Below are 23,032 nucleotides of genomic sequence, written 5' to 3'. Positions count from 1 at the left end.
GCTCAGTCGTCCGCGTAGATCTGGTTGTCCTTGGTCTCCTTGACGAACAGGCCACCGATGACCACCGTGATCAGCGCGATGATGATCGGATACCACAGGCCGTAGTAGATGTCGCCCTTGAAGGCCACCAGGGCGAACGAGATGGTCGGCAACATGCCGCCGAACCAGCCGTTGCCGATGTGGTAAGGCAGCGACATCGAGGTATACCGGATACGGGTCGGGAACATCTCCACCAGCATGGCTGCGATCGGCCCGTACACCATGGTCACGTAGATCACCAGGATGAACAGCAGCAGCACCACCATCGGCTTGTTGATCGCCTCCGGGTCGGCCTTCTCCGGATAACCCGCCGTCTTGAGCGCACCCGTCACCTGTTTCTTGAGCGCGTCCTGCTGGGCTTTCGATGCCGCGTCGAAGTTCAGGCCATCCGGCGTGAGGGCCGCGTTGAAGGACTGGTAGGTGGTGTCGCCGACCTTGATCGCCGCAACGGTGCCGGCAGGCGCATCCTGGATGGTGTAACTCACCGAGGCGCCGGTCAGCATGCGGGTCGCGATGTCGCAGGAGGACGGGAAGGGTTTGGTTCCGGTCGGGTCCACCTGGAAATGGCAGGTTTCCGGATCGGCGACGACCACCACCGGCGAGGTCTGGATCGCACGCTCGAGGGCCGGGTTGCCGTAGTGGGTGATGGCCTTGAAGATCGGGAAGTAGGTTGCCGCCGCGATCAGGCAGCCGCCGAGGATGATCCACTTGCGGCCGATCCTGTCCGACAGGATGCCGAAGAAGATGAAGAACGGGGTGGCCAGGGCCAGCGCGATCGCGGTCAGGACGGTCGCGGTGGGGCCGTCGATCTTGAGGGTCTGCTGGAGGAAGAACAGGGCGTAGAACTGGCCCGTGTACCAGACCACAGCCTGGCCCATCGTCAGGCCCACCAGCGCCAGGAAGACGATCTTGGCATTCTTGGCCTTCAGGAAGGACTCGGTCAGCGGCGCCTTCGAGGTCTTGCCCTCGGCTTTCATTTTCGCAAATGCCGGCGACTCGTTCATGGCCAGCCGGATCCAGACCGAAATGCCCAGCAGCACAACCGAGATCAGGAAGGGAATGCGCCAGCCCCAGGCCTGGAACTCTTCTTCGCCGATGGCGGTACGCACGCCCAGGATCACCAGCAGTGACAGGAACAGGCCGAGGGTCGCCGTGGTCTGGATGTAGGCGGTAAAGTAGCCGCGCTTGCCTTCCGGGGCATGCTCGGCCACGTAGGTGGCGGCGCCGCCATATTCGCCGCCGAGGGCCAGGCCCTGCAGGATGCGCAGCGTGACCAGGATGATCGGCGCTGCGATGCCAATCGACGCATAGCTCGGCAGCAGGCCCACCAGGAAGGTCGAGGCGCCCATGATCAGGATGGTCACCAGGAAGGTGTACTTGCGGCCGATCATGTCGCCCAGCCGGCCGAACACGAGCGCGCCGAAGGGACGGACGATGAAACCGGCCGCGAAAGCCATCAGGGCGAAGATGAAGGTGGTGGTGGGGTCGCCGACGAAGAACTGCTTGGCGATGATGGCGGCGAGCGTGCCGTACAGGTAGAAGTCGTACCACTCGAACACCGTGCCGAGCGAGGAAGCCAGGATGACTTTCCGTTCTTCCTTGGTGAGTCCGCCGGAGGAAGGTGCAGCTTTCCCTCCGGCGGTCGTGCCGGGTGTGATTGCCATGTGTGTCTCCGTATAGTATTTAGTGTCACCGGAAATGCTGATTGTTTGTCAGCTGTCGCGGAGTGTGTGCCGGTTTCCTCACACGAGGCTTTCTCCAAACTGACGCACAGCTTACAGATGAGCACAGCCAAGCTGGCGGCCGCTCCACCTTCCTGTGTTTACACTCTGGAGAATCGTATGCTGCGATGCGCAATATGACTTGCCGATTTATTTACGAACGACCGTACTAATGATGCTATGCTGGAGCGGCCCGCCGGCAGCAGGCCGGGCCAGTTCGGGTTCGACTATAAGGGAATGGGATGATCAAACATATCGTGATGTGGAAGCTCAAGGACGAAGCCGAAGGCGCCGACAAGCTCGGCAATGCGCGCGAGATGAAGCGCCGGCTGGACGAGTGCGCCCGCATTGTGCCGGGCCAGCTGGCCTTCGAGGTGATGCTGGCCCAGCCGGGCCTGGAAGCGACCTACGACGTGGTGCTGTACTCCGAGTTTGCCGACAGGGCTGCACTGCAGGCCTACATCGAGCACCCGACCCACAAGGCGGTGGTGCCCTTCATCGGGGCCGTCAGGGAAGGCAGGCAGTGCATGGATTACGAGGTCTGATCATGCGCACTACCCAGGAACTCTTTTCATTGAAGGGCAAGACCGCGATCGTCACGGGCGGCTCCCGCGGCCTCGGCCTGCAGATGGCCGAAGCCCTCGGCGAGCAGGGCGCGCGCGTGCTCGTCTCGGCCCGCAAGCAGGACGAGCTCGACGCCGCCGTCGCCCACCTGGCGGGGCGCGGCATCGACGCCTCCAGCATCGCCGCCGACCTGTCCGACGAAGCCCAGGTCCAGGCCTTCGTGCAGGAAGCCATCGCCCGGCTCGGCCACATCGACATCCTGGTCAACAATGCCGGCGCCAGCTGGGGCGCTCCGGCGGAAGACTATCCGCTGGAAGCCTGGGACAAGGTGATGGACCTGAACGTGCGCAGCATCTTCCTGGTCACCCAGGCGGTCGGCAAGCTGTCCATGATCCCGCGCCGCTACGGGCGTATCATCAGTATTTCGTCGATCGCCGGCCTGGCCGGCAACCCGCCGGGCACGATGCAGACCATCGCCTACAACACCTCCAAGGGCGCGGTGGTGAATTTCACGCGTGCGCTGGCCGGCGAATGGGGCCGCTATGGTATTACGGTGAATTCGATCGCCCCGGGTTTCTTCCCGTCGAAGATGACCAAGGGCGTGCTGGCCGCCTTCGGCGCCGAGAACCTGGCCAAGGACGCGCCCTTGATGCGCCTCGGCGACGACGAAGACCTGAAGGGCGCGGTCGTGCTGTTCGCTTCCGATGCCGGCAAGCACATCACAGGGCAGACGCTGGCCGTCGACGGCGGCGTGTCGAGCGTTTGATTGCAGCGTCCTGACGGGCGAGGGGAGAAGGAACATGAAGGAATTTCGCGGCAGGGTTGCCGTCATCACCGGCGCCGCCAGCGGCCTGGGGCGCGAGTTCGCCGGCAAGGCGGCAAGCCTGGGCATGAAGCTGGTGCTGGCCGACGTCCAGCCGAAGGCGCTGGAACACGCCGCCGAGGAGCTGCTCGGGCAGGGCGTGGAGGTGCTGGCCATGGTGTGCGATGTCAGCAAGGCCGCACACGTGCAGGAGCTGGCCGACTCGGCAATGGCGCGCTTCGGAGCGATCCACCTGGTATTCAACAATGCAGGCGTCGGTTCAGGGGGCCTGATCTGGGAAAACTCCGAGCAGGATTGGGAGTGGGTACTGGGCGTCAACCTCTGGGGCGTGATCCACGGGGTGCGCATCTTCACCCGCGCCATGCTCGAATGCGCGGCGCGCGACAGCGCCTACGAGGGCCATGTCGTCAACACGGCCTCGATGGCCGGCCTGCTGACGCCGCCCGCGATGGGCGTGTACAACGTCTCGAAGCATGCCGTGGTCGCGCTCACCGAAACCCTGCACCACGACCTGCAGCTGGTCGGCGCGCCGATCGGGGTGTCGGTGCTGTGTCCCTACTTCGTCCCGACCGCCATCCACCAGTCGCATCGCAACCGGCCGGAAGAGCTCGAGAGCGGCGAAGCGGTCACGGCGAGCCAGGTGGCGGCGCAGATGCTCACCGAAAAAGCCGTGGCTACGGGCAAGGTGACGGCGCAGGATGTGGCGAACCTGACCTTCGACGGGATCGCGCGGGGGCAGTTCTACCTGTATTCGCATCCGCAGGCCTTGCAGGCTGCGGCGGAACGCTTCGAGGCGATCGTGCAGGGGGATGGACCGGCGGATCCGTATGCGGCGACGCCGCAGGTGAAGGAGCTGCTGAAGGCGGCGATCAGGGGGCGTAAGTAGTCCTGGCGGGAACCCGATTTCGCAGGCGGTGCGATAGCAGGTGCTCGATTGGGCTCCCGTCTGCGCGGAGGGCCGCAGGCGCCAGTGGCGCCTACGACCTCTTGCAGCTACAGCCGATGCTTGCGTTACCGGCTCGCGCAGAAGCCCGGATCGCTGTTGGTCGCCCCCGGCGCCAGGTCCGGATTCCAGTCCGCGCCCGACAGGGTCATGATGCCGTTCTCGAGCGTGTACTTGCCGTTCCACAGTCCGCTCGGGGTACCCTGCACCGGCAGTTTCACCGACCAGCGCAGCGCTTTCACGGCGCTGGTGTTGGTCACCGTCACCTTGGCGCAGTAGCCGCTGCCCCAGTCGCCGGTGATGATCAGCTTCGCGCTGAGCGCGCCTTCAGGCAATTGCGGCGGCGGTTCCACCGGCTTGGCCGGACGGGTCGCGCACAGGCCGATCTCGGTCGAGTCGCCCGGACGCAGCATCTTGTTCCAGTTCATGCCCTTCACGACCAGCTTCTTGTTCTCGAGCGTGTAGGTGCCGTTCCAGAGCGAGGTGACGGTGTCCGGGAAGTCGGTCTCGGCCACGAACCAGCCGGCAACAGTGCCCACGTTCTTGATCTTCATGGTGCCGCACCAGCCACTGCCCCAGTCGTTCGGCTTGTCGAACGTGACCGCGACTAGCGGGACCGGCGCCGGCGGCAGCGGGTTCGGGTAGGGGCCCGGCTCAACCGCGTTCGGGTCGAGGAATGCCTTCTTGGTGGCCGTCAGCAGCGGGTTGTTGACACCGTTCGTGGTGCCGTAGTTCACCAGCCAGATGATGGTGCCGGCCGCGCCTTCGCCCGCGCGGGTCGAGTGCGCCCAGGCGCCTTTCTCGGCGATGGTGGCAGGTTCCTCGTAGCTCAGGTAGCCGGTGGCCCAGTCGGTTCGGGTGGCCGGGGTATAGCCGCCAGGGTAGGTGCGGTAGCTGGTCCGGGTGTCGGCATCCCAGGCATAGATGCCGTTGTCCAGGTAGCCGTGCTTGTGCAGCTGCGCGTAGTTCCAGCGCACGTCGAGCACCGACCACTTGCTCAGGTCGCCGTCGGTCTCTTCGTTCGGACCGGCGTGCGGCGGCGCGTAGTTCATGCCGTAGAAGCCCAGGCCCATGCCCAGTTTCGAACGCGGGATGCCGGCGTCTTCGTACATCTGGATGGTGCTGGCGATCGACATCGGGCGCGAGCCCTTGTGGCCAGTCAGGGGTGCGAAGGTGGTTGAGGTCCAGCCCTGGCCGAACCAGCCCATACCGTAGCTCATGAAGTTGTACTGGTCGACCAGCCTGGCCACGCGCTTGTGGTGCTCGCTCACCTTGTCGATGTTGGTGTTCAGCATGCCGGCCGGGAAGGTGATGATGACCGGCGTGTCCTGGTATTCCGGACGCCCGTTCGCTTCCTTGCGGATGTCGGCGATCAGGGCTTCCAGCAGGGCCTGTTCCTCGACGGCCTTGTCGGGAATGCCTTCCCAGTCGACGTCGACGCCGTCGTAGCCCTTGGCGACCATGTAGTCGACCAGGTTCTTCACGAAGGTCGGGCGCACGTCCGGCTGCGACGAGGCGATGAAGCCGGCGTTGTCGCCTTCTCCGCCCAGCATGATCAGGGCCTTGGTGCCCACCTGTTTGGCGCGCATGATCAGGTATTCCTCGACCGACTTGTCCCAGGCCGCGCCCGGACCCAGGTCGCGGCGCTCGTGGGCGGTGCCGGCGCCGAGCACGATCTCGCCCGGCAGGCCGGTCTTGGCGCCGCCCGGGCCGATGCGGGCAAACACGAAGTGTGTCATCGCGGTCATGTCGACGTGCTCGGGGGCCTGGTAGTCGCCATTGTCCCAGAAGTAGGCGCCGTAGTAGCCGGTCACCCATTTGCTGGCGGGGGCGGGCGGCATGCCCGGCTCAGCGGCGTATGCCGCCCAGGGGGTGCTTGCGGCGGCGGCCAGCAGCGAGAGTACCGCCAGGCGTTTCAATGTTGTTTTCATCTTTTTTTCCTCATATGGTTGCCATGTGGAAACAATGTAACATCCCGCTGGGGTGTAAATATGTCGTCTAAATGTAATACCCCCTCGGGTGGGGGGAAACGGGCGTTGCTTGAGCCCGGTCAATTTGTGTCAAGCAGCCTTGCTGTCGGGCTGCACCACGCGCTCGTGCAGTTCCGGTTCGCCTTCGCGGTAGAGCTTGACGACGGTGGAGGTGCGGGTGCCATAGCCTTCCATCTCGATGCACACCGGCGAGAGCATGCGCTCGACTTCGATCGGCATGCCGGTTTCCGGCAGGCGCAGGTCGGGAGCGCGGGTGGTGTCGGCCAGCATCTCGAAGTAGGCGTCTTCCGGCGCCCCCTGGCACAGCAGGCTGGCGAACTGCGCCTTGGTGCGCAGCACCTTGGGCCAGGGCGCGTCCAGCAGGCCGTTGGAGATGCCGTAGATGCGGCCCGGCTCGAGCGGCTCGCCGTTGCGCGGATCGTCGCCGCCGCGGTTCGAGTACCAGTACAGCGTGTCGCGGTCGCCGAGCACGAGGTTGTAGCCGTTGTAGACGTCGCCCCGGGCGATGACCTGGTCCAGGTAGTCAAGCGCGGTCAGCGCGCCGGTGAGGAAGCCGGCCACGAGTTCGCCGCGCGAGGGCGCGTTCTCGCGCCGCTCGGCAGGGCCGCGGATATTCGTGAGGGCGGCGAACCTGGGGCCGTTCGGGCCGGTCCTCGTCACCCCCATCCAGCTGCCGCCGCCCTGCAGGTCGCGTCCGGCGATCACCTGCGGGTGGTCCTGCCATGGGCCGGCGGGCGTGGCGGGTCGGTCGTAGAATTCGTCGCGGTTGGCGCAAGCGATGACGGGCACGCCCGGCACCACATGCCAGGCAAAGACAATCAGGCACATGGGATCAGGTCCTGGGGTTGAGGTCAATGAACACTTCGGACCGGCGCGGTCCCTGGATGACATCGAGCAGGCCGGCGGCGCGCACGGCCCCTTCCAGGCGCGCGTCGAAGCCGTCGTCGACGCCGGGATAGACTTCCATCCAGGTCTGCAGGCCGTCGCGCGCTTCCGGACGCCGTTGCAGCAGCGCCCGGCCGTGGCCGGCGAGCCCGAGCTGCATGGCGCGCACGCGCGGCGCGAGCGCCTGCGCGTCGTCCTCACGCACCTTGTAATACACGTACAGGTCGGTCATCGCTAGATGTCGAGCGCGTCGAGGTGGTAGGGCATGTGCTGGAAGGCCAGCGGCGGGCCGCCGGCCGCGCCGTGGCGGACGTCCTGGCCGAGCGCGTCGAGCTTCATCTCCACCAGCACATCCGCCCCGCCCAGGCCGTTCGCGGCGGCGTTCACCACCATGCCGCAGGGCTGGCCCGGGTCGAGCATCGAGAACACCTCGTCGCCCGCGCGCGCCGCCGGATTGGCTACCGTGGCGAGCGCCGTGCGGCGCTTGAGCTTGCCAAGGTACTGGCTGCGTGCGACGATCTCCTGGCCCGGGTAGCAGCCTTTCTTGAAGTTGACGCCGCCCAGCAGCTCCAGGTTGATCATCTGTGGCACGAACTGTTCCTGGGTGGCGGCGGTCACCTGCGGGATGCCCGCGTGGATGGCGGCCAGGCGCCAGGCCTGGTTGCCGCCCAGCGCGAGTTCGCCGGCCAGCCCGGGAAGGGCCGTCGTTGCGGCATCGAGCGTGGCCAGCCACAGGTAGCGCGGCGCGCCGAACACGTCCGCCAGGCGGATCACGGTGCCGGATGCGGTGTCGATCTTTCCGTATGGCACTTCAGGCAGCACCGGCAGGTGGCGGCGCAGCGCGGCCTGCGCCCTGGCGCCGCCCAGTCCGAGGACGGCCGCGAACGGCGCTTCCCCGGTGGCGTCGCGCAGCTTGGCCTTGGCGCGCAGCACGAACATGGACAGGCGCTTCTGGAGCGGCGCCTGGATAGGGCGCGGTAATTGCAGGTACACCGTGTCCGGCTCGGCGCCGGCGCTGCGCCAGGTCAGGAAGGTCGCCTGCAGGCGGCCCTTCGGGGTGCAGTAGCCGGCCAGGCGCGCTTCGTTGCGGCCCAGGTGCTCGACATCGTTGGTGAGCTGGCTGTGCAGGAAACTGGCGGCATCCGGCCCTTCGGCGGCGATGATGCCGAGATCGGTGACCGGGGCCACGAAACCGTCGGCCAGCTCGGCAGCGCTCAAGGAGCGGCCGAAGTCTTCCACTTGCGTCGCTTCGTCAATATGGAAGCGCGCGCCGAGCGAGGAAAGGGTATCTGTCCAGTTGAGCATAAATCCAGTTAGTATTAGCAATTCACTTCGCAAATAAGCTTTATCATTACGGGCTCATTATAAAGATGTCGGCGAAATCGCGCCGGGGGCGGCCAAACTCACGGTCAGGCCCGCGGCGAAACCCACAACAAAAACATATGGCATTCATCAAAAAACTCCTGGTCACGGGCGTCATCGTCTCGGTGGCTGCGGTGGCCGGCTTCTCGTACTGGGCCAAGAACCCGCTCGACACGGGCGGCAAGCCGGTCGAGTTCAGCATCGCCCCGGGCAGCGGCGTCGCCGCGGCCGCCCAGCAGATGGCGAAGGCCGGCGTGCCGGTCAATCCGCAGCTGTTCAACATCCTGGCGCGGGTCACCGGCCAGGCCGGCAAGATCAAGGCCGGCAGCTACGAGCTCAAGCCGGACACCTCGCCGCGGCGCCTGCTCACGCAACTGGTGCGCGGCGAGTATGCCCAGGAAGGCGTCACCATCGTCGAAGGCTGGACCTTCCGCCAGATGCGCGCCGCCCTGGCCGCCCACGAGCGCCTGCGCCACGACACCGTCAAGCTGTCGGACGAAGAGCTCATGAAGAAGATCTCGACCGAGTACACCAATCCGGAAGGCCTGTTCTTCCCGGATACCTACCTGTTCGCGAAAGGCTCGTCCGAGCTTGCCATCTACCGCCAGGCCCACCAGGCCATGCTGAAGCACCTGAAGGCCGCCTGGGAAGGCCGCGACCCGAGCCTGCCCTACAAGAGCCCCTACGAAGCCCTGATCATGGCCTCGATCATCGAGAAGGAAACCGGGCAAAAGAGCGAGCGCGACATGATCGCCGGCGTATTCGTGAACCGCCTGCGCACCGGGATGATGCTGCAGACCGACCCCACCGTCATCTACGGCATGGGCGAGCGCTTCGCCGGCGACATCCGCAAGAAGGACCTGCAGACCGACACGCCCTACAACACCTATATGCGCGCCGGCCTGCCGCCGACCCCGATCGCACTGCCGGGGATCGGCTCGCTGGCGGCCGCGCTGGCGCCGGCCAAGACCCAGGCCCTGTACTTCGTGGCGCGCGGCGACGGCACCAGCCAGTTCTCGGACAACCTGACCGACCACAACCGGGCCGTGAACCAGTACCAGCGGCGGATCAACCAATGACGGATCGCCGTACTTCCGAAGGCAAGTTCATCAGTTTCGAGGGCATCGACGGCGCCGGCAAGTCGACCCACATCGGCTTCGTCGCCGATGTCCTGGCGGCGCGCGGCAAGACCGTGGTGAGCTCGCGCGAACCGGGCGGCACGCCGCTGGGGGAAAAGCTGCGCGACCTGCTGCTGCACGAGAAGATGCACCTGGAAACCGAGGCGCTGCTGATGTTCGCCAGCCGCCGCGAGCACATCGCGCAGGTGATCGCGCCGGCGCTGGCGCGCGGCGACTGGGTGCTGTCCGACCGCTTCACCGACGCCAGCTTCGCCTACCAGAGCGGCGGGCGGGGACTGGATCGCGCCAAGCTGGAAACGCTGGAACGCTGGGTGCATCCGCAGCTGCAGCCGGACCTGACCCTGCTGTTCGACGTGCCGTTGGCCGTGGCGCGCCAGCGCCTGGACGCCACCCGCACGCTCGACAAGTTCGAGCGCGAACAGGCCGGCTTCTTCGAGAAGTGCCGCGCCGAATACCTGCGCCGCGCCCAGGAATACCCGCAGCGCATCGTGGTCGTCGACTCGACCCGCAGCATCGAGGCCATCCAGGCGCACCTGAAACAAGTGTTGGAGAAACTGCTGTGACGATCTACCCCTGGCAGGGGGCAGCGTGGAAGCAGCTGGTGCAGATGCGCGAGCGCCTGCCGCATGCCATCCTGTTCCACGGCCCGGCCGGCGTGGGCAAGTCCGGATTCATCGAAAGCTTTGCCCAGGCCCTGCTGTGCGAGGACGCGCGCCCCGACGGCCACGCCTGCGGCGCCTGCGCCTCCTGCGGCTGGTTCTTGCAGAACAACCACCCCGATTACCGGCGCGTGCGGCCCGAGGCGCTCGAGGACGAGCCCGCCGCCGAGGGGGAAGAAGGCGCCGAATCGGCCTCACCCGCATCCGGCAAGGCCAAGTCGGCCAAGGCGCCCTCGAAAGAGATCAAGATCGAGCAGATCCGCGCGCTGGGCGACTTCATGAACATCTCCACCCACCGGCAGGGCTTGCGCGTGGTGGTGCTGTACCCGGCCGAGAACCTCAACATGCCGGCCTCGAACGCGCTGCTGAAGACGCTGGAAGAGCCGCCGCCGGGCACCGTGTTCCTGCTCGCCTCGAACAGCCTGGACCGCCTGCTGCCGACGATCCTGTCGCGCTGCCGCAAGTTCGCGCTGCCGATGCCCTCGCACGACGAGGCCCTGGCCTGGCTTCAGGGGCAGGGCGTGCAGGATGCCGACAGCTGGCTGCGCGAGCAGGGCGGGGCGCCGCTGGCGGCCCTCGCCGAAGCCGAGTCCGGCAGCCGCGAGGAGCTGGACGCGCTGCTGCATTTCCTGGCGAATCCAGCCGTCGATGGCGCCCTGCGCACCGCCGAGAAGCTGGCGAAAGCCTCCTTGCCCGCGCTCGTGTCGTGGCAGCAGCGCTGGCTGTACGATGTGATGTCGAGCAAGCTGGCCGGCCGGGTCCGCTATTACCCGCGCTTCCGGAACGAGCTTGCGGCGCTGGCGGGACGGGTGTCTACTGGCAGCCTGAACCGGGCGATCAAGGCCGCCAACGAGCGGCGCGCGGTGGCCGACCACCCGCTGTCGGCAAAATTGTTTGTCGAAGATATGTTGCTTGAGTACACTTCGTGCTGCGCATGAAAGGACCCAGATGAACGCCAACCCCGCCGAGCCGAACGCCTTGCCGCCAGCGCGGCCGTCGGTGCTGTCGCTGGCGATCAAGGAAAAGGCGGCGCTGTACGCGGCCTACATGCCCTTCCTGAAGAACGGCGGCATGTTCGTGCCGACGACCAAGCCCTACAAGATCGGCGACGAGATCTACCTGATCCTGTCGCTGATGGACGACCCCAACAAGTACCCGATCGCCGGCAAGGTGGCCTGGATTACCCCGGCGGGCGCGAACAACAACAAGGCGCAGGGTATCGGCGTGCATTTCCCGGACGACGAGGCCGGGCAGCGCGCCAGGCTGCGCATCGAAGAGATCCTGGGCGCCGCCCTGCGCTCGGCCCGCGCTACCCACACCCTTTGATTCAGTTTTATTAATCTTTGCTGATTTTCGATCAGCTACGCTTAACTTTCTCTTCCATGTCGTCCTACGTCCACCGCCTGGCCACCCGCGATGACCTGCCCGTCATTGTCGACATCTACAACTCCACCGTCGCTTCGCGCGAAGTCACCGCCGATACGGAACCGATCACGGTCGCCTCGCGCGATCAATGGTTTGCCGACCATACGCCGGAACGCCGGCCGCTGTGGGTGATCCATGCCGCCGGGGATGCCGGCGCGCAGCCGGAAGTGCTGGGCTGGCTGTCCTACTCGAATTTCTACGGCCGCCCGGCCTATTCGGGCACGGCCGAGGTGTCGATCTATATCGCGGAAAAGGCCCGCGGCCAGGGCATCGGGCGCTACTGCCTGGAACTGGCAATCGCCCATGCGCCGAAGGTCGAGGTGCATACGCTGCTGGGCTTCATCTTCGGCCACAATGCGCCGAGCCTGGCGCTGTTCGGCAAGTACGGCTTCGAGAAGTGGGCGCATTTTCCGCGGGTGGCGAACCTGGATGGGATCGAGCGCGACCTGATCATCCTGGGCAAGCGGGTCGCATAAGCGGCACTTTCGCCACCGGACTCCGCGTCGTCCACGGCGCCTTTGCCGCGCTTGACGCCGGCAAAGGCCCGGATCCTGGCCAGCGAGCATCCAGTCTGCGAGGCGAGGCTTCACTGCGCAAACCTGGGCCCCGGCCAGTGCCCGGGCGCCGACCACTCAGCCGGCGGCAAGGGAACCCGCCATCTGCCCGATCAGCGCCCTCCGGGTACAATATCGGCATGTTCATCGATTCCCACTGCCACATCAATTTCCCGGAGCTGGCTGCCCGGATGCCCGAGATCCTGGCCAAGATGGCCGAGAACAAGGTGACACACGCGCTGTGCGTCTCGGTCGACCTGCCGGACTTCCCGCAAGTGCTGGCGCTGGCCGAACGGCACCCCCACATCTTCGCGTCGGTGGGCGTGCACCCCGACTACGAGGACACGCCCGAACCGACGGTGCAGCAACTGGTCGAGCTGGCAAACCACCCGAAGATCGTCGCCATCGGCGAAACCGGCCTCGATTACTACCGCCTCGAGGGCGACCTGGAATGGCAGCGCGAGCGCTTCCGCACCCACATCCGCGCCTCGCGCGAGACCCGTAAGCCCCTGATCATCCATACCCGCGCCGCCAGCGAGGACACCATCCGCATCATGCGGGAAGAGGGCGCCGGCACGGGTGCCGGCGGCGTGGCGGGCGTGATGCACTGCTTCACCGAGTCGCTCGACGTCGCCCGGGCGGCCATGGAGCAGGGCTTCTATATCTCCTTCTCCGGCATCGTCACCTTCAAGAGTGCGAAAGAATTGCAGGAAGTGGCGCGCGCCGTGCCGCTCGATCGCATGCTGATCGAGACCGATTCCCCGTATCTTGCGCCGGTGCCCTTCCGCGGCAGGATGAACGAGCCGGGCTATGTGGCCCACGTAGGCGAGTTCATCGCCACGCTGAAGGGCGTGTCGCTGCCCGAGGTCGCCGCCCGGACCAGCGAGAATTTCTTCACCCTGTTCCAGACTGCGAAGGCCTGAACCATGAGCACACCCCGCCGCGCCATCCTCACGGGCTGCCTGCTGGCGGCAGCACTCCACGGCGGCATGGTCGCCGCCGCGACCCCGGCGCAGATCGCGGCGTTCTTCCGCGCCGTACAGCTTGACAACGTATCGGCGGTGCGCGAACTGGCGGGCCAGGACCTGAACCCGAATGCGATCAACCCGGTTGGCGGCGAGCCGGCCCTGGTCCTGGCCGTACGCGAGGGGTCGATGCGGGTGTTCGACGCCTTGCTGGCCCACCCGGGCATCGACCTCGAGGCCAAGGCGATGAACGGCAACACGGCCCTGATGATGGCGGCCTTCAAGAACAACAGGCGGGCCGCCGAGGCGCTGCTCGCCAGGGGCGCCCAGGTCAGCCGCCCCGGCTGGACGGCGCTGCACTACGCCGCCGCCGCCGGCAGCGAAGACATCGCCCGCCTGCTGGTCGCCCGCAAGGCGCAGCTGGACACCACGTCGCCGCGCGAGAGCGGCGCCTATACGCCCCTGATGATGGCGGCGCGCGAAGGCCAGCCGGGCATGGTGCGGCTGCTGCTGGACGCGGGCGCGAATCCGGCCGTGACGAATACCGAGGGCCTCACCGCGGCCCAGATCGCGCAGCGCGGCGGCCACACCAACATCGCCGCCACCATCGCCGGCTTCCGCCGCTAGCATCCGGACGAATTTGCATTTCCACGCGGAACTGGGCGGTAAACACCCCGCATCTCGACGCATGGACGGCGTGCATCCTTGGCCATAATGCCTTCACGATACAAACACCATGAAGGACAAGGGGACCAACCATGCTGAACGAACGCGAAATCGAAAGCTGCTACCTGGGGCAGTTCATTCCAGTGCACTACCATCACAACATGCTGATGGACCAGAACCGGATGCACAGCTTCAAATCCGCCATCCACTACGCGGTGCGCCCGGGCGCCAAGGTGCTGGAGCTGGGCGGCGGCACCGGCGTCCTGTCCTTCTTCGCGGCCCAGCAGGCGGCGAAGGTCTACTGCGTCGAGTTCAACCCCGACATGGTGCGCGAAGCGCGCAAGTTCCTGGCGATTAATCCGAACGGCCACAAGGTCGAGGTGATCCACGCCGACGCCTTCGACTACCTGCCGCCGGAGCCGGTCGACGTCGTCATCTGCGAGATGATCCACGTCGCCATGCTGCGTGAAAAGCAGGTCGAGGTGATCGAATCCTTCAAGCGCCGCTACCTGGCCAGGTTCGGCGGCCCGCTGCCGGTGTTCATCCCCGAAGCGGTGATCATGGCGGCCCAGCCGATCTCGCAGGAATACGACTTCGAGGGTTTCCACGCGCCGATCGTGCAGTTCCAGGAAACCGGCGTGGTGCATGCCGGCACCGTGGAGCTGGGCCAGCCTGCCGTGTACGGCCTGATCGACTTCAGCCAGCCGGTCGACACCAGCTTCGCCTGGGAAGGCGGCATCGTGGTGGAGAAGGGCGGCATGCTCAATGCGATGCGCTTCATCACCAAGAACGTGCTGGCCATCGTGCAGGAGCAGTCGACCACGATCGACTGGCTGAATCACTACATGACCCTGCCGCTGGCCAACCCGGTGCGGGTGGAGGCGGGAGACCTGGTGCATGTTGCCTTCCAGTACCGTGCGGGCGGCTCGATTCCTTCGCTGCAGGCCTCGCTCAGGGCGCAGGTGGTGAACCAGCGCGTGACCGAGCAGGTGGCGGCGTTCGCCTGAGCCTGGCCTGATCGGCAAGCAGCACGCAAGCAGCACGCAATAAGGGGGGGGCGCCTGGCAACATGCGCCCCTCTCGCTTGCCGGAGCATCCGCCGCAAGCCATCCAGCCGCCGTTTTCCCCCGTCCAAGCCGCCTTTCGCGCCGTTTGTCGCAGACGGATTGTCCATGCAGCCTGGTCGAATTACGCTTCTCCTGCCCCATCCGTCCTGCCGCCGGCAGGCATGATCACCCAAAGGAGCGAGGAGAATGTCAGGTTTCCTGCTATGGTTGCTGCTGCTGTTCCTGTGCTGGCCCATTGCCCTGCTGGCCCTGGTGCTGTACCCGCTGGTCTGGCTGCTCCTGCTGCCGTTGCGGCTGCTCGGCGTCGGGGTCGAGGCCGTGTTCGAGCTCCTGCGCGCGATCGTGCTGCTGCCGGCGCGCATCCTCGGGGCGTCGCCCGGCCGATGAAGGGCAAGGCCGTGCGCGCTTGTGTGTGGGCCAATTAACAGACGACAGCGTGTCTATCTTCTACTGTGGAACTGCCCGCTTTCATCGGGAAAGCGGGCTTTGACTTTGAGGAAACGACTATGCGCCTGGATATCTATCGCAGACCGGAAAGCGACGGCAAGCTGTCCTACCTGGCAGTGCCCGAAGCACGCAACATCCCGGACGAAGCCACCAATACCGACTGGGAAATCGAGGCTCGCGCCATCGAGGTCGACGACGACGCCGACCAGCTGGAAGACTACGACATCGACAACGTGGCCGGCCAGATCAACGAAAAAGGCTACGCCATCACCTCGGTCCAGCACTGAGTTTTCCTCGCCCGGCGCGCGCGCCGGGCCTGCCCGTGACGCCCGCTGCGCCGGGACGCTCGCCCGAGTGTCCGGCGCAACCTGGCGGGGCGGAACAAGATCCCTCCCTCCAACGGCAGAGTGATCGTTATGGTATCCTGCGTCCCTTATCGAGTCGGTACGGGATGGAGGTTGTCATGAAATGGGTAGTGGTCGGGTTTTATTTTCTGTCGATCCTGCACATCCACTTCCGCGGCCGTGTGCGCCTGCCTTTCCGTCGCCAGCTGTTCGACCATTCGTCGTTCATGGCGCCGATTAACATCTTCATGCACAAGTTTTCCCGGGTGCCGAACACGCCCTTCATTCCGGTGAGCGAATTTCCGGAGTTGAAGCGCCTGCAGGAGAACTGGCCGATCATCCGCGCCGAAGCCGAGCAGCTGCTGTTGCTGAAGAAGATCAAGGCCGCCGAGCAGAACGACGATGCCGGGTTCAATTCCTTTTTCAAGAACGGCTGGAAGCGCTTCTACCTGAAATGGTATGAGGCCAGCCACCCCTCGGCCGAGCGCCTGTGTCCGCAGACCCATGCGCTGCTGCAGTCGATTCCTTCGGTGAAGGCGGCGATGTTCGCCGAGCTGCCGCCGGGCGGCAAGCTGAACCCGCACCGCGATCCCTTCGCCGGCTCGATGCGCTACCACCTGGGCCTGGCCACGCCGAACGACGACCGCTGCTTCATCGAGGTCGACGGCGAACGCCACAGCTGGCGCGACGGGCAGGGCGTGATCTTCGACGAAACCTATATCCACTGGGCCATCAACGGCAGTGAAAGCGACCGTGTCATCCTGTTCTGCGATATCGAGCGGCCGATGCGCTACCGCTGGATGGGAGCGGTCAACCGCTGGCTCGGACGTACCATGATGACCGCGGCCGCCTCGCCCAACGAGACGGGCGACCAGGTCGGGCTGGTCAGCAAGCTGTTCCGCATTTCGTTCTACCTGGGCCAGTATCGGCGCCGCTTCAAGGCGTGGAACAGGACAGCCTACAATCTCACGCGCGTGCTGCTGGTGATCGCGCTCGCCGCCTTCATCTACTGGATCTGACCAGCTATCTTCCGCGCTGCGAGGAATCGGCGGGCGAAGCCAGGCGCGTGCCGCGCAATCCGCGTTCGCAGCAAAATGGGACTTTTCCAATCCCCACAGGAGAAGAGCATGTCGAAAGTCCTGGTGCTGTACTACTCGTCCTACGGCCACATCGAACAGATGGCCCATGCCGTTGCCGAGGGCGCGCGCGCGGCCGGCGCAACGGTGGACGTGAAGCGCGTGCCCGAAACGGTGCCGGAGGAAGTTGCCCGCAACGCCCATTTCAAGCTGCAGCAGGAAGCGCCGATCGCCACCGTCGACGAGTTGCCGGACTACGACGCCATCATCATCGGCGCGCCGACGCGCTACGGCCGCATGCCGGCGCAGATGGCCGCCTTCCTCGACCAGACCGGCGGCCTGTGGGCGCGCGGGGCCCTGAACGGCAAGGTCGGCGCCGCCTTCACGTCCACTGCCACCCAGCACGGCGGGCAGGAGACGACGCTGTTCTCGATCATCACCAACCTGCTGCACTTCGGCATGACGGTAGTCGGCCTGCCGTATAGCTACGCCGGCCAGATGACGCTCGACGAAATCGTCGGCGGCAGCCCCTACGGCGCCACGACCATCGCCGGCGGCCAGGGCCAGCGCCAGCCGAGCGAGATCGAACTGGGCGGTGCGCGCCACCAGGGCGAACTGGTCGCGCGCACCGCCAGCAAGCTGTTCGGCTGAGCGGATCGGGGACGAGCGGCCGCGTGGCCGCCAGGTGAACGCGGCGGGCCTGCGGATTCCTGGCTCGCCGGCGCCTAGCTGACGGCGGCGCGCTCTGCCTGGCGGCCGGCGGGGAATTCAGCAGCCAGATCGGTTCGAAGGCCACCGTTGGCGGCTGCGGCTGCGGCTGCGGCTGCGGTTGTCCCCGCCCGTGGCCCAGCGGCATGGGGCGTGCTCCCGCTAGCCGGAGGCGCCGACTGGATTGCCGCCGCGACGGGATCGGGCTCCCAGCACAGCGCCAGCAAGGCGGCGGTCACGGCGACACCGGCGGCAGCCACGGCGGCCAGGCGCCTTTGCAGGCGGGCACGCGAATCCAGGCGACGGTTATAGCGGTGGTAGCTGCAGTCCATAAGGCGGGCGAGGTAGGACGGATCCTACAGAATAATACATCGCTGCACAGAAATCTAACATTCTTGCAGGTGACATGCCGGGTGTGTTGCTAATCGAGCGCTGCAGCCGGTTCAGGCGCCGCCGCGCCAGCGCCTGCGGCCCAGTCCCAGCATGCCCGCCAGCACCGGAACGATAAGCCAGATGCTGGCCGGCTCCGGCACCTCGGCGGGCGCTGTCACCATATCGGCGCCGGGCTGGGGGAGATCCAGGATAACGTTCGGGATGAAAGGGGCCGTGTCCGGCGCCGGCTCGGGGCCCAGCGGGGCCTCGCTGCGCGCCAGCAGATCCGGCAGCGCCGCCGCTAGCGGTTCCGGCGAGGGATTGCCCAGTGGCCCCGGCTGCGGTTCGGAAAGAGGCGTCGGCGATACGGCGTGAATGCCCTGGTTTGCGCTTCCACCGGACGGGACGAGGAGCGACATTCCCTGGCCGGGAAGCGAGACCGATGGCACTGGTGCAAGCGATGGCGGCGCCGAGGCCGGCAGGCTCGCAGCTAGCCCGGGCGCCGCGGGCAGTCCCGACAGGTAGGGCAGGCCTGGCGCGACCGCTGCGGATGGCGCGGCGGCCGGCAACGCGGCAGGCAACGCGGCGGGCAACGTGCCTGGCGACGTGCCTGGGGTGGTGGCGGGGAGCACCGGCGCCGGCTTCGGCGAAGAAGCGCTTCCCGGCAGCGCGGCCGCATACGGGTTGCTGGCGGGCGATGCGGTATCGGGGAGCGAAAGCGCCCGAGGCGCCGTTGCCGGCGCGTCCACGCTGGCGGCCTGCGGCGCGGCCACCGGGGAGTCTACGCTATCCGCAGGCTTGGCCGAAGCCGTCGCGCTGCCCTTGCCACCGATGTCGCCGCCTGCAGCGCCGCCGGTCTCGGCGGCGGCGCCATGAGGAGGCACGACCGGCCGGTTCGTCGAACGGGGACGGCTTGCAAGGCTGTTCGCCGCACCGGACATGCTCATTGCCATGAGCTGGGCGACCTGCGCTGCGCCGCTCGCGGCTGTGCTGCTCGCCAGGGTCATCGCACCGGGTGCCGGAGCCGAGGCAGCGCCACCGCCGCCGCCGCCGCCTCCTTCACCGCCGGTATGGCCGCGACCGGAACCGGCATGTCCCGGCCCAGGCCGGGCGCCATGGCGGGGAAGGGCGTCATCGCTGCCGGCGGCAAGGGGCAGCCCGTTCGGGCCGAGCACGACTTGGTCGTCTGGGCCGACCTCCACGGCATGATCAAGCTCCTCCATCGCGGGCCGATGCGGCTCGACCGGGTAACGGGGGACATCGGAAATGCGGTTGGCGCAGCGGGCGCGCAGCTCATTCCGACCATCCGAAAGCAGGGTTTCCCCCGGCGCCAGGTGTACCTTCCTGGCCGTCCAGTAAACCTTTTCTCCCTTGCGGTAAGAAACGTAGACGGCGCGAGGCTTGTCGACGGCAAGGGCGCGCGCCCTCGGGACGTCGAAACTGGCGTAGTGAAGGGCGACCACCCGGTCGGCGCGGATCACGCGGGCCAGTTCCTGCGGGCCCGACACACCGCCGGGCACTACGGAATACGGATAGATACGGCGCATCGCGCGCGTGTCACGCCCGGCAGAGCCGGTTGTCGCGCTGGCGAGGGCCAGGGAGCCCGCACCCGGGTTCCGCAGGACGCCGGCGACCGGGTCCGGTGTCCACGCCAGCATGACGAATGCGATCGCGCCGGCAATCCCGGCGGCCACCATGCCCGCCATCCGCTTGTGCAGGCGGGAGCGCGATACCAGTCTTCGGCTGTAGGGGTAGCGGTGATCCATGCGGGCATGTCGGTAGGAGTGATCCTACATAGTAGAGCATTCTGCCAAGCTGATCGATATTTAAATGATAAATTGACGATTGTGTTGTTGATGAACACGAGTATTTACCTGGTATGCTCAATTTAAGCAGTTGCCGATGCGCTTCCGCGCACACCGTGTTCCCTGCGCGCGAATAGGCTACACTGTCCGCTCATGCCAATTCATCAACAAAGGATGGGACTATGCGAATACTCTTCGGCGCCGTTAAAACCCTTGCCTGCGCGTTTGCCGCATCGGCGATTTCCTTCAGCGCACTGGCGCAAAACTGGCCAGGCTCGACGGTGACGGTGGTGGTGCCGTGGCCTCCCGGCGGTCCCTCCGACATCGCGGCGCGTCCGCTGGCCAAGGGCCTGACGCAGTCGCTCGGACAGTCCTTCGTGATCGACAACCGTGCCGGCGGCGGAGGAAATATCGGCACGGCCGCCGTCACGCGCGCCAAGCCGGACGGCAAGACCCTCCTGATCACCTCGAGTGCGCCCATCGTGATCAACCCGAGCCTGTACAAGAACATGAGCTTCGACCCGCTGAAGGACCTGACGCCGGTGACGAACCTGCTGCGCGTGCCGCTGGTGCTGGTCGTGCATCCTTCGGTGCCGGCCAAAAACCTGAAGGAACTGATGGCGCATATCGGGTCGAAGAAGGGCCAGTTCACCTATGGCTCATCGGGCAGCGGCACGCCCCAGCACCTGACCAGCGAGCTGTTCGCCAGCGTCGCGAAACTGCAGATGACCCACGTGCCGTACAAGGGCTCGGCGCCGGCGATTTCCGACCTGCTGGGCGGGCATATCCCGATGATGTTCGACAGTACCATCGCGATCATGCCGCATATTAAGAGCGGCAAGGTCAAGCCGATCGCGATCTCGGGCGCCAGGCGTTCGCCCTTGCTGCCCGATGTGCCGACCTTTGCCGAAGCCGGCCTGCCGCAGATCGAGTCCTACGCCTGGTACGGCATGTTTGCGCCGGCCAAGACCCCGGCCAATGTCGTCGCAAAGATCAACGCCGAGGCGATCAAGGTCATGAAAGGACCGGATTTCCAGAAGGTGCTGGCCGATACCGGCTCCGACTTCGTTGGCGACACGCCGGCCAACTTCGGCAAGTTCGTGCAGGCCGAGCATGCGCGCTGGGGACAGGTGGTCAAGCAGAGCGGGGCCACGGTCGACTAAGCTTCGCCGGCTACCAATGACAACGCCGCCGCGGACTACCGGGGCGGCGTTTTTTACCACTTGGTCAGATTCAGGCGCGTGGGCGCTGCTTGTGGAACACCAGCGGGCTGTACGGCACGGCCGAAGGAGGAGGCTGCTTCAGGATGTTGTCCTTCATCGCGCCGACCACGTGCATCTCGCAGGGCTTGCAGTCGAAGCGCAGCGTGTAGCGCTCGTTGCCGCTCACCAGGGTCATCGGCTCGGCCTTGACCTGGCCCTGCACGCCCTGCACACCCTTGGCCTGCTTCGGGCACAGGTTGAACGAGAAGCGCAGGCAGTGCTTGGTGATCATCAAGGACACCTCGCCCGGCTCTTCGTGGGCCTCGTAGGCCGCATCGATCAGCTGCACGCCGTGCTTGTGGTAGAAGGCGCGCGCCTTTTCGTTGTAGACGTTGGCCAGGTAGCTCAGCTGCGGGTCCGGGTAGACGGCCGGCGGCTCGCTGGCCGCCTTGCGTTCCGGACGCTGCCAGTTGGCCAGGCGCGCCGCTTCGTGGGCGGCGACGGCGTCGCGGCGCAGCGCGTTGATCGCGCTCGCGGCCACGAACCAGGGCTGCGACAACGCCAGCTCGACCGAGCCGGCCTCGAACATCGTGTTGCCAAGCTTGGCAAGGCTGCTGCGCAGTGCGCTGTCTGCCTGGGCCGCCTGCTGGGCCGGCTGCAGCGCGATCCCGGCAAAGGTCGAGGTTTCGATGCCGTCCTCGTCGCGCATGGTGAGGCGCAGGCCGCCCGGCTGCTCGGCTAGAAGCAGGTCGACGCGCACCCGGCGCTCGGACGACTTCTTGGAGAGCGCCGATTCCCACTGGTGGTCGCGGTTGCGGTGGACGATGGTGCCCAGCCTCAAGCCTGCCAGGCTCTTGACCATCTCGTTCGGGAACACGCGCCAGCGCTGGCCATCCGCATCTTCGTCCAGCTTCTGGACCGTGTTGGCCTGGAGGCCGACCGTCTCGCGCTTGTTCATGTAGTTCAGGCCGTCGCCGTTGGCCATCGGCCCGTTCGTCAGCAGCTCGACGAAGTCGGGACCGATGCGCGTGACCGTGCCGAGCTCCACGCCGATGTACTTGGGCGAATCGAAGGCGCCGATGTCGTCCTGGCGGCCGAGCGCGAAATAGTCGGTGTGGCCGCGGTGGAAGTTCTTGTCCACGTCCGGGGAGAACAGCACGCGGGTGTTGCCGCTGGACGCGCGCGCGAATTCCGGGCGGCGCTCGAGCAGCTCGTCGAGCAGCAAGCGGTAATGGGCCGTGATGTTCTTCACGTAGCCCATGTCCTTGTAGCGGCCCTCGATCTTGAACGAGCGGATGCCGGCGTCGACCAGGGCTTCCAGGTTGCGGCTCTGGTCGTTGTCCTTCATCGACAGCAGGTGCTTTTCGTAGGCCACCACGCGGCCCTGGCCGTCGCTGAGCGTATACGGGAGGCGGCAGGCCTGCGAGCAGTCGCCGCGGTTGGCGCTGCGGCCGGTGTCGGCGTGCGAGATGTAGCACTGGCCCGAGAAGGCCACACACAGCGCGCCGTGCACGAAGTATTCGAGCGGCGTGTCGACCTGCGCCCTGATCTTGCGGATCTGCTCGACGGTGAGCTCGCGCGCCAGCACCAGCTGCGAGAAGCCGACCTCGCCCAGGAACTTCGCCTTCTCCGCGCTGCGGATGTCGCACTGGGTGCTGGCGTGCAGCTGGATCGGCGGCAGGTCCATTTCGAGCAGGCCCATGTCCTGGATGATCAGGGCGTCCACACCCGCCTCGTACAGTTGCCAGATCTGCTGGCGCGCGAGTTCGAGCTCGCTATCGTGCATGATCGTGTTCATGGTCACGAAGATGCGTGCGCGGTAGCGGTGGGCGAAGTCGACCAGGCCGGCGATGTCTTCCAGGGGGTTGCTGGCGTTGTGGCGCGCGCCGAACGCCGGGCCGCCGATGTACACCGCATCGGCGCCATGGAGGATGGCCTCGCGGCCGATCTCGGCGGTTTTGGCGGGCGACAGCAGTTCGAGCTGGTGGTCGAGGAGGGACATGGCGGGTTCCTGGCGCAGGGCGGCCGAAAGGGTGAAGGGCGAAATTATAGCGAAATCAAGGCGTTAAGTCATTCGCCAAGCACGTTGGCCGTGGTTTTCCCGGCGGCGCCCCGCGACGCGCATGCATGCGGCGCCTGCCGTCGCAGGCCGCCCGTGGCGTCCGGACGCCGTCGAACCTGCTGAACAGCGCCGGCTTGCGCAGCACCCGCAGCTGCGCTGCATGGTGACGCCTGCATCCAGTGCCGGTTGGTAGCATGCGATGCAAGGCGCTGC

General features: G+C 66.3%; 23 protein-coding genes. 16 read left to right on the top strand and 7 right to left on the bottom strand.

Features of this window, described 5'->3' with window-relative positions:
- Positions 1-2 precede the first annotated feature (2 nt).
- Entirely contained in the window at positions 3-1,703 is a 1,701-nt protein-coding gene (locus AC56KL_RS09975; RefSeq protein WP_497179997.1) for an MFS transporter, read from the bottom strand.
- 299 nt (positions 1,704-2,002) lie between these two features.
- On the opposite strand from AC56KL_RS09975, the gene AC56KL_RS09970 reads away from it, so the two are divergent.
- Genes AC56KL_RS09970 through AC56KL_RS09960 form a run of 3 tightly spaced genes read left to right on the top strand, consistent with a single transcriptional unit; the run spans position 2,003 to position 4,033 of the window.
- Positions 2,003-2,305: a Dabb family protein gene (locus AC56KL_RS09970; protein ID WP_497179996.1), complete on the top strand. Its 303-nt coding sequence runs from the start codon at positions 2,003-2,005 to the stop codon at positions 2,303-2,305.
- 2 nt (positions 2,306-2,307) lie between these two features.
- The gene (locus AC56KL_RS09965) at positions 2,308-3,090 is read left to right on the top strand and encodes an SDR family oxidoreductase (protein ID WP_497179995.1); all 783 of its coding nucleotides are present in this window, start codon (positions 2,308-2,310) and stop codon (positions 3,088-3,090) included.
- A gap of 34 nt (positions 3,091-3,124) precedes the next feature.
- Positions 3,125-4,033 carry an SDR family oxidoreductase gene (locus AC56KL_RS09960; RefSeq protein ID WP_497179994.1) on the top strand — a complete coding sequence of 303 codons (909 nt, stop codon included), beginning with the start codon at positions 3,125-3,127 and terminating at the stop codon, positions 4,031-4,033.
- Positions 4,034-4,158: 125 nt separating this feature from the next.
- Here AC56KL_RS09960 and AC56KL_RS09955 read toward each other — a convergent pair whose 3' ends face one another.
- The 4 genes from AC56KL_RS09955 to ygfZ all read right to left on the bottom strand — a co-directional run bounded on the left by AC56KL_RS09955 (position 4,159) and on the right by ygfZ (position 8,271).
- Positions 4,159-6,021, bottom strand: a complete 1,863-nt coding sequence (locus AC56KL_RS09955) for a glycosyl hydrolase family 18 protein (protein WP_497179993.1) — start codon at positions 6,019-6,021, stop codon at positions 4,159-4,161.
- Positions 6,022-6,150: 129 nt separating this feature from the next.
- Positions 6,151-6,909 carry an NRDE family protein gene (locus AC56KL_RS09950; RefSeq protein WP_497179992.1) on the bottom strand — a complete coding sequence of 253 codons (759 nt, stop codon included), beginning with the start codon at positions 6,907-6,909 and terminating at the stop codon, positions 6,151-6,153.
- A 4-nt stretch (positions 6,910-6,913) separates the two neighbouring features.
- Positions 6,914-7,198, bottom strand: a complete 285-nt coding sequence (locus AC56KL_RS09945; protein WP_497179991.1) for a DUF4936 family protein — start codon at positions 7,196-7,198, stop codon at positions 6,914-6,916.
- Between the two features lie 2 nt (positions 7,199-7,200).
- Positions 7,201-8,271, bottom strand: coding sequence for a CAF17-like 4Fe-4S cluster assembly/insertion protein YgfZ (ygfZ, locus tag AC56KL_RS09940; RefSeq protein ID WP_497179990.1), 1,071 nt, complete (start codon positions 8,269-8,271; stop codon positions 7,201-7,203).
- Between the two features lie 137 nt (positions 8,272-8,408).
- Here ygfZ and mltG point away from each other — a divergent pair, with 137 nt between their 5' ends.
- The 12 genes from mltG to wrbA all read left to right on the top strand — a co-directional run bounded on the left by mltG (position 8,409) and on the right by wrbA (position 17,321).
- Entirely contained in the window at positions 8,409-9,407 is a 999-nt protein-coding gene (mltG, locus tag AC56KL_RS09935) for an endolytic transglycosylase MltG (RefSeq protein WP_497179989.1), read from the top strand.
- Positions 9,404-10,030, top strand: a complete 627-nt coding sequence (tmk, locus tag AC56KL_RS09930; protein WP_497179988.1) for a dTMP kinase — start codon at positions 9,404-9,406, stop codon at positions 10,028-10,030. Before mltG ends, tmk begins: the two co-directional genes overlap by 4 nt.
- Positions 10,027-11,064 carry a DNA polymerase III subunit delta' gene (locus tag AC56KL_RS09925; RefSeq protein ID WP_497179987.1) on the top strand — a complete coding sequence of 346 codons (1,038 nt, stop codon included), beginning with the start codon at positions 10,027-10,029 and terminating at the stop codon, positions 11,062-11,064. The genes tmk and AC56KL_RS09925 overlap by 4 nt, the downstream gene beginning before the upstream one ends.
- Positions 11,065-11,074: 10 nt before the next feature.
- Positions 11,075-11,452, top strand: a complete 378-nt coding sequence (locus tag AC56KL_RS09920) for a PilZ domain-containing protein (protein ID WP_497179986.1) — start codon at positions 11,075-11,077, stop codon at positions 11,450-11,452.
- A 56-nt stretch (positions 11,453-11,508) separates the two neighbouring features.
- Positions 11,509-12,027 carry a GNAT family N-acetyltransferase gene (locus AC56KL_RS09915; RefSeq protein WP_497179985.1) on the top strand — a complete coding sequence of 173 codons (519 nt, stop codon included), beginning with the start codon at positions 11,509-11,511 and terminating at the stop codon, positions 12,025-12,027.
- A gap of 218 nt (positions 12,028-12,245) precedes the next feature.
- Positions 12,246-13,028, top strand: a complete 783-nt coding sequence (locus tag AC56KL_RS09910; RefSeq protein ID WP_497179984.1) for a TatD family hydrolase — start codon at positions 12,246-12,248, stop codon at positions 13,026-13,028.
- Between the two features lie 3 nt (positions 13,029-13,031).
- Positions 13,032-13,697, top strand: coding sequence for an ankyrin repeat domain-containing protein (locus AC56KL_RS09905; protein WP_497179983.1), 666 nt, complete (start codon positions 13,032-13,034; stop codon positions 13,695-13,697).
- A 131-nt stretch (positions 13,698-13,828) separates the two neighbouring features.
- Positions 13,829-14,743 (top strand): class I SAM-dependent methyltransferase, encoded by a 915-nt coding sequence (locus tag AC56KL_RS09900; protein WP_497179982.1) that lies wholly within the window; start codon positions 13,829-13,831, stop codon positions 14,741-14,743.
- A 246-nt stretch (positions 14,744-14,989) separates the two neighbouring features.
- The gene (locus AC56KL_RS09895; protein WP_497179981.1) at positions 14,990-15,190 is read left to right on the top strand and encodes a hypothetical protein; all 201 of its coding nucleotides are present in this window, start codon (positions 14,990-14,992) and stop codon (positions 15,188-15,190) included.
- Between the two features lie 119 nt (positions 15,191-15,309).
- Positions 15,310-15,537, top strand: coding sequence for a DUF6139 family protein (locus AC56KL_RS09890; protein WP_497179980.1), 228 nt, complete (start codon positions 15,310-15,312; stop codon positions 15,535-15,537).
- Positions 15,538-15,713: 176 nt separating this feature from the next.
- Positions 15,714-16,613 (top strand): lipid A hydroxylase LpxO, encoded by a 900-nt coding sequence (gene lpxO, locus AC56KL_RS09885; RefSeq protein ID WP_497179979.1) that lies wholly within the window; start codon positions 15,714-15,716, stop codon positions 16,611-16,613.
- 108 nt (positions 16,614-16,721) lie between these two features.
- A complete protein-coding gene (gene wrbA, locus AC56KL_RS09880; protein WP_497179978.1) occupies positions 16,722-17,321 on the top strand; it encodes an NAD(P)H:quinone oxidoreductase in 600 nt (199 codons plus the stop codon).
- Positions 17,322-17,821: 500 nt separating this feature from the next.
- Here the strand turns inward: wrbA and AC56KL_RS09875 are convergent, their stop codons facing one another.
- Positions 17,822-19,516 carry a hypothetical protein gene (locus tag AC56KL_RS09875; protein WP_497179977.1) on the bottom strand — a complete coding sequence of 565 codons (1,695 nt, stop codon included), beginning with the start codon at positions 19,514-19,516 and terminating at the stop codon, positions 17,822-17,824.
- Between the two features lie 221 nt (positions 19,517-19,737).
- Here AC56KL_RS09875 and AC56KL_RS09870 point away from each other — a divergent pair, with 221 nt between their 5' ends.
- Complete coding sequence (locus AC56KL_RS09870) at positions 19,738-20,718, top strand: Bug family tripartite tricarboxylate transporter substrate binding protein (protein WP_497179976.1); 981 nt, start codon at positions 19,738-19,740, stop codon at positions 20,716-20,718.
- A gap of 70 nt (positions 20,719-20,788) precedes the next feature.
- On the opposite strand, the gene AC56KL_RS09865 is transcribed toward AC56KL_RS09870, so the two are convergent.
- Positions 20,789-22,759, bottom strand: coding sequence for a peptidase U32 family protein (locus AC56KL_RS09865; protein ID WP_497179975.1), 1,971 nt, complete (start codon positions 22,757-22,759; stop codon positions 20,789-20,791).
- Positions 22,760-23,032 lie beyond the last annotated feature (273 nt).

The sequence above is a fragment of the Telluria sp. ZB4P34 genome (assembly GCF_059686055.1).
The sequence above is the reverse complement of the archived record's forward strand: the minus strand, read 5'-3'. Positions and strand labels throughout refer to the sequence as shown.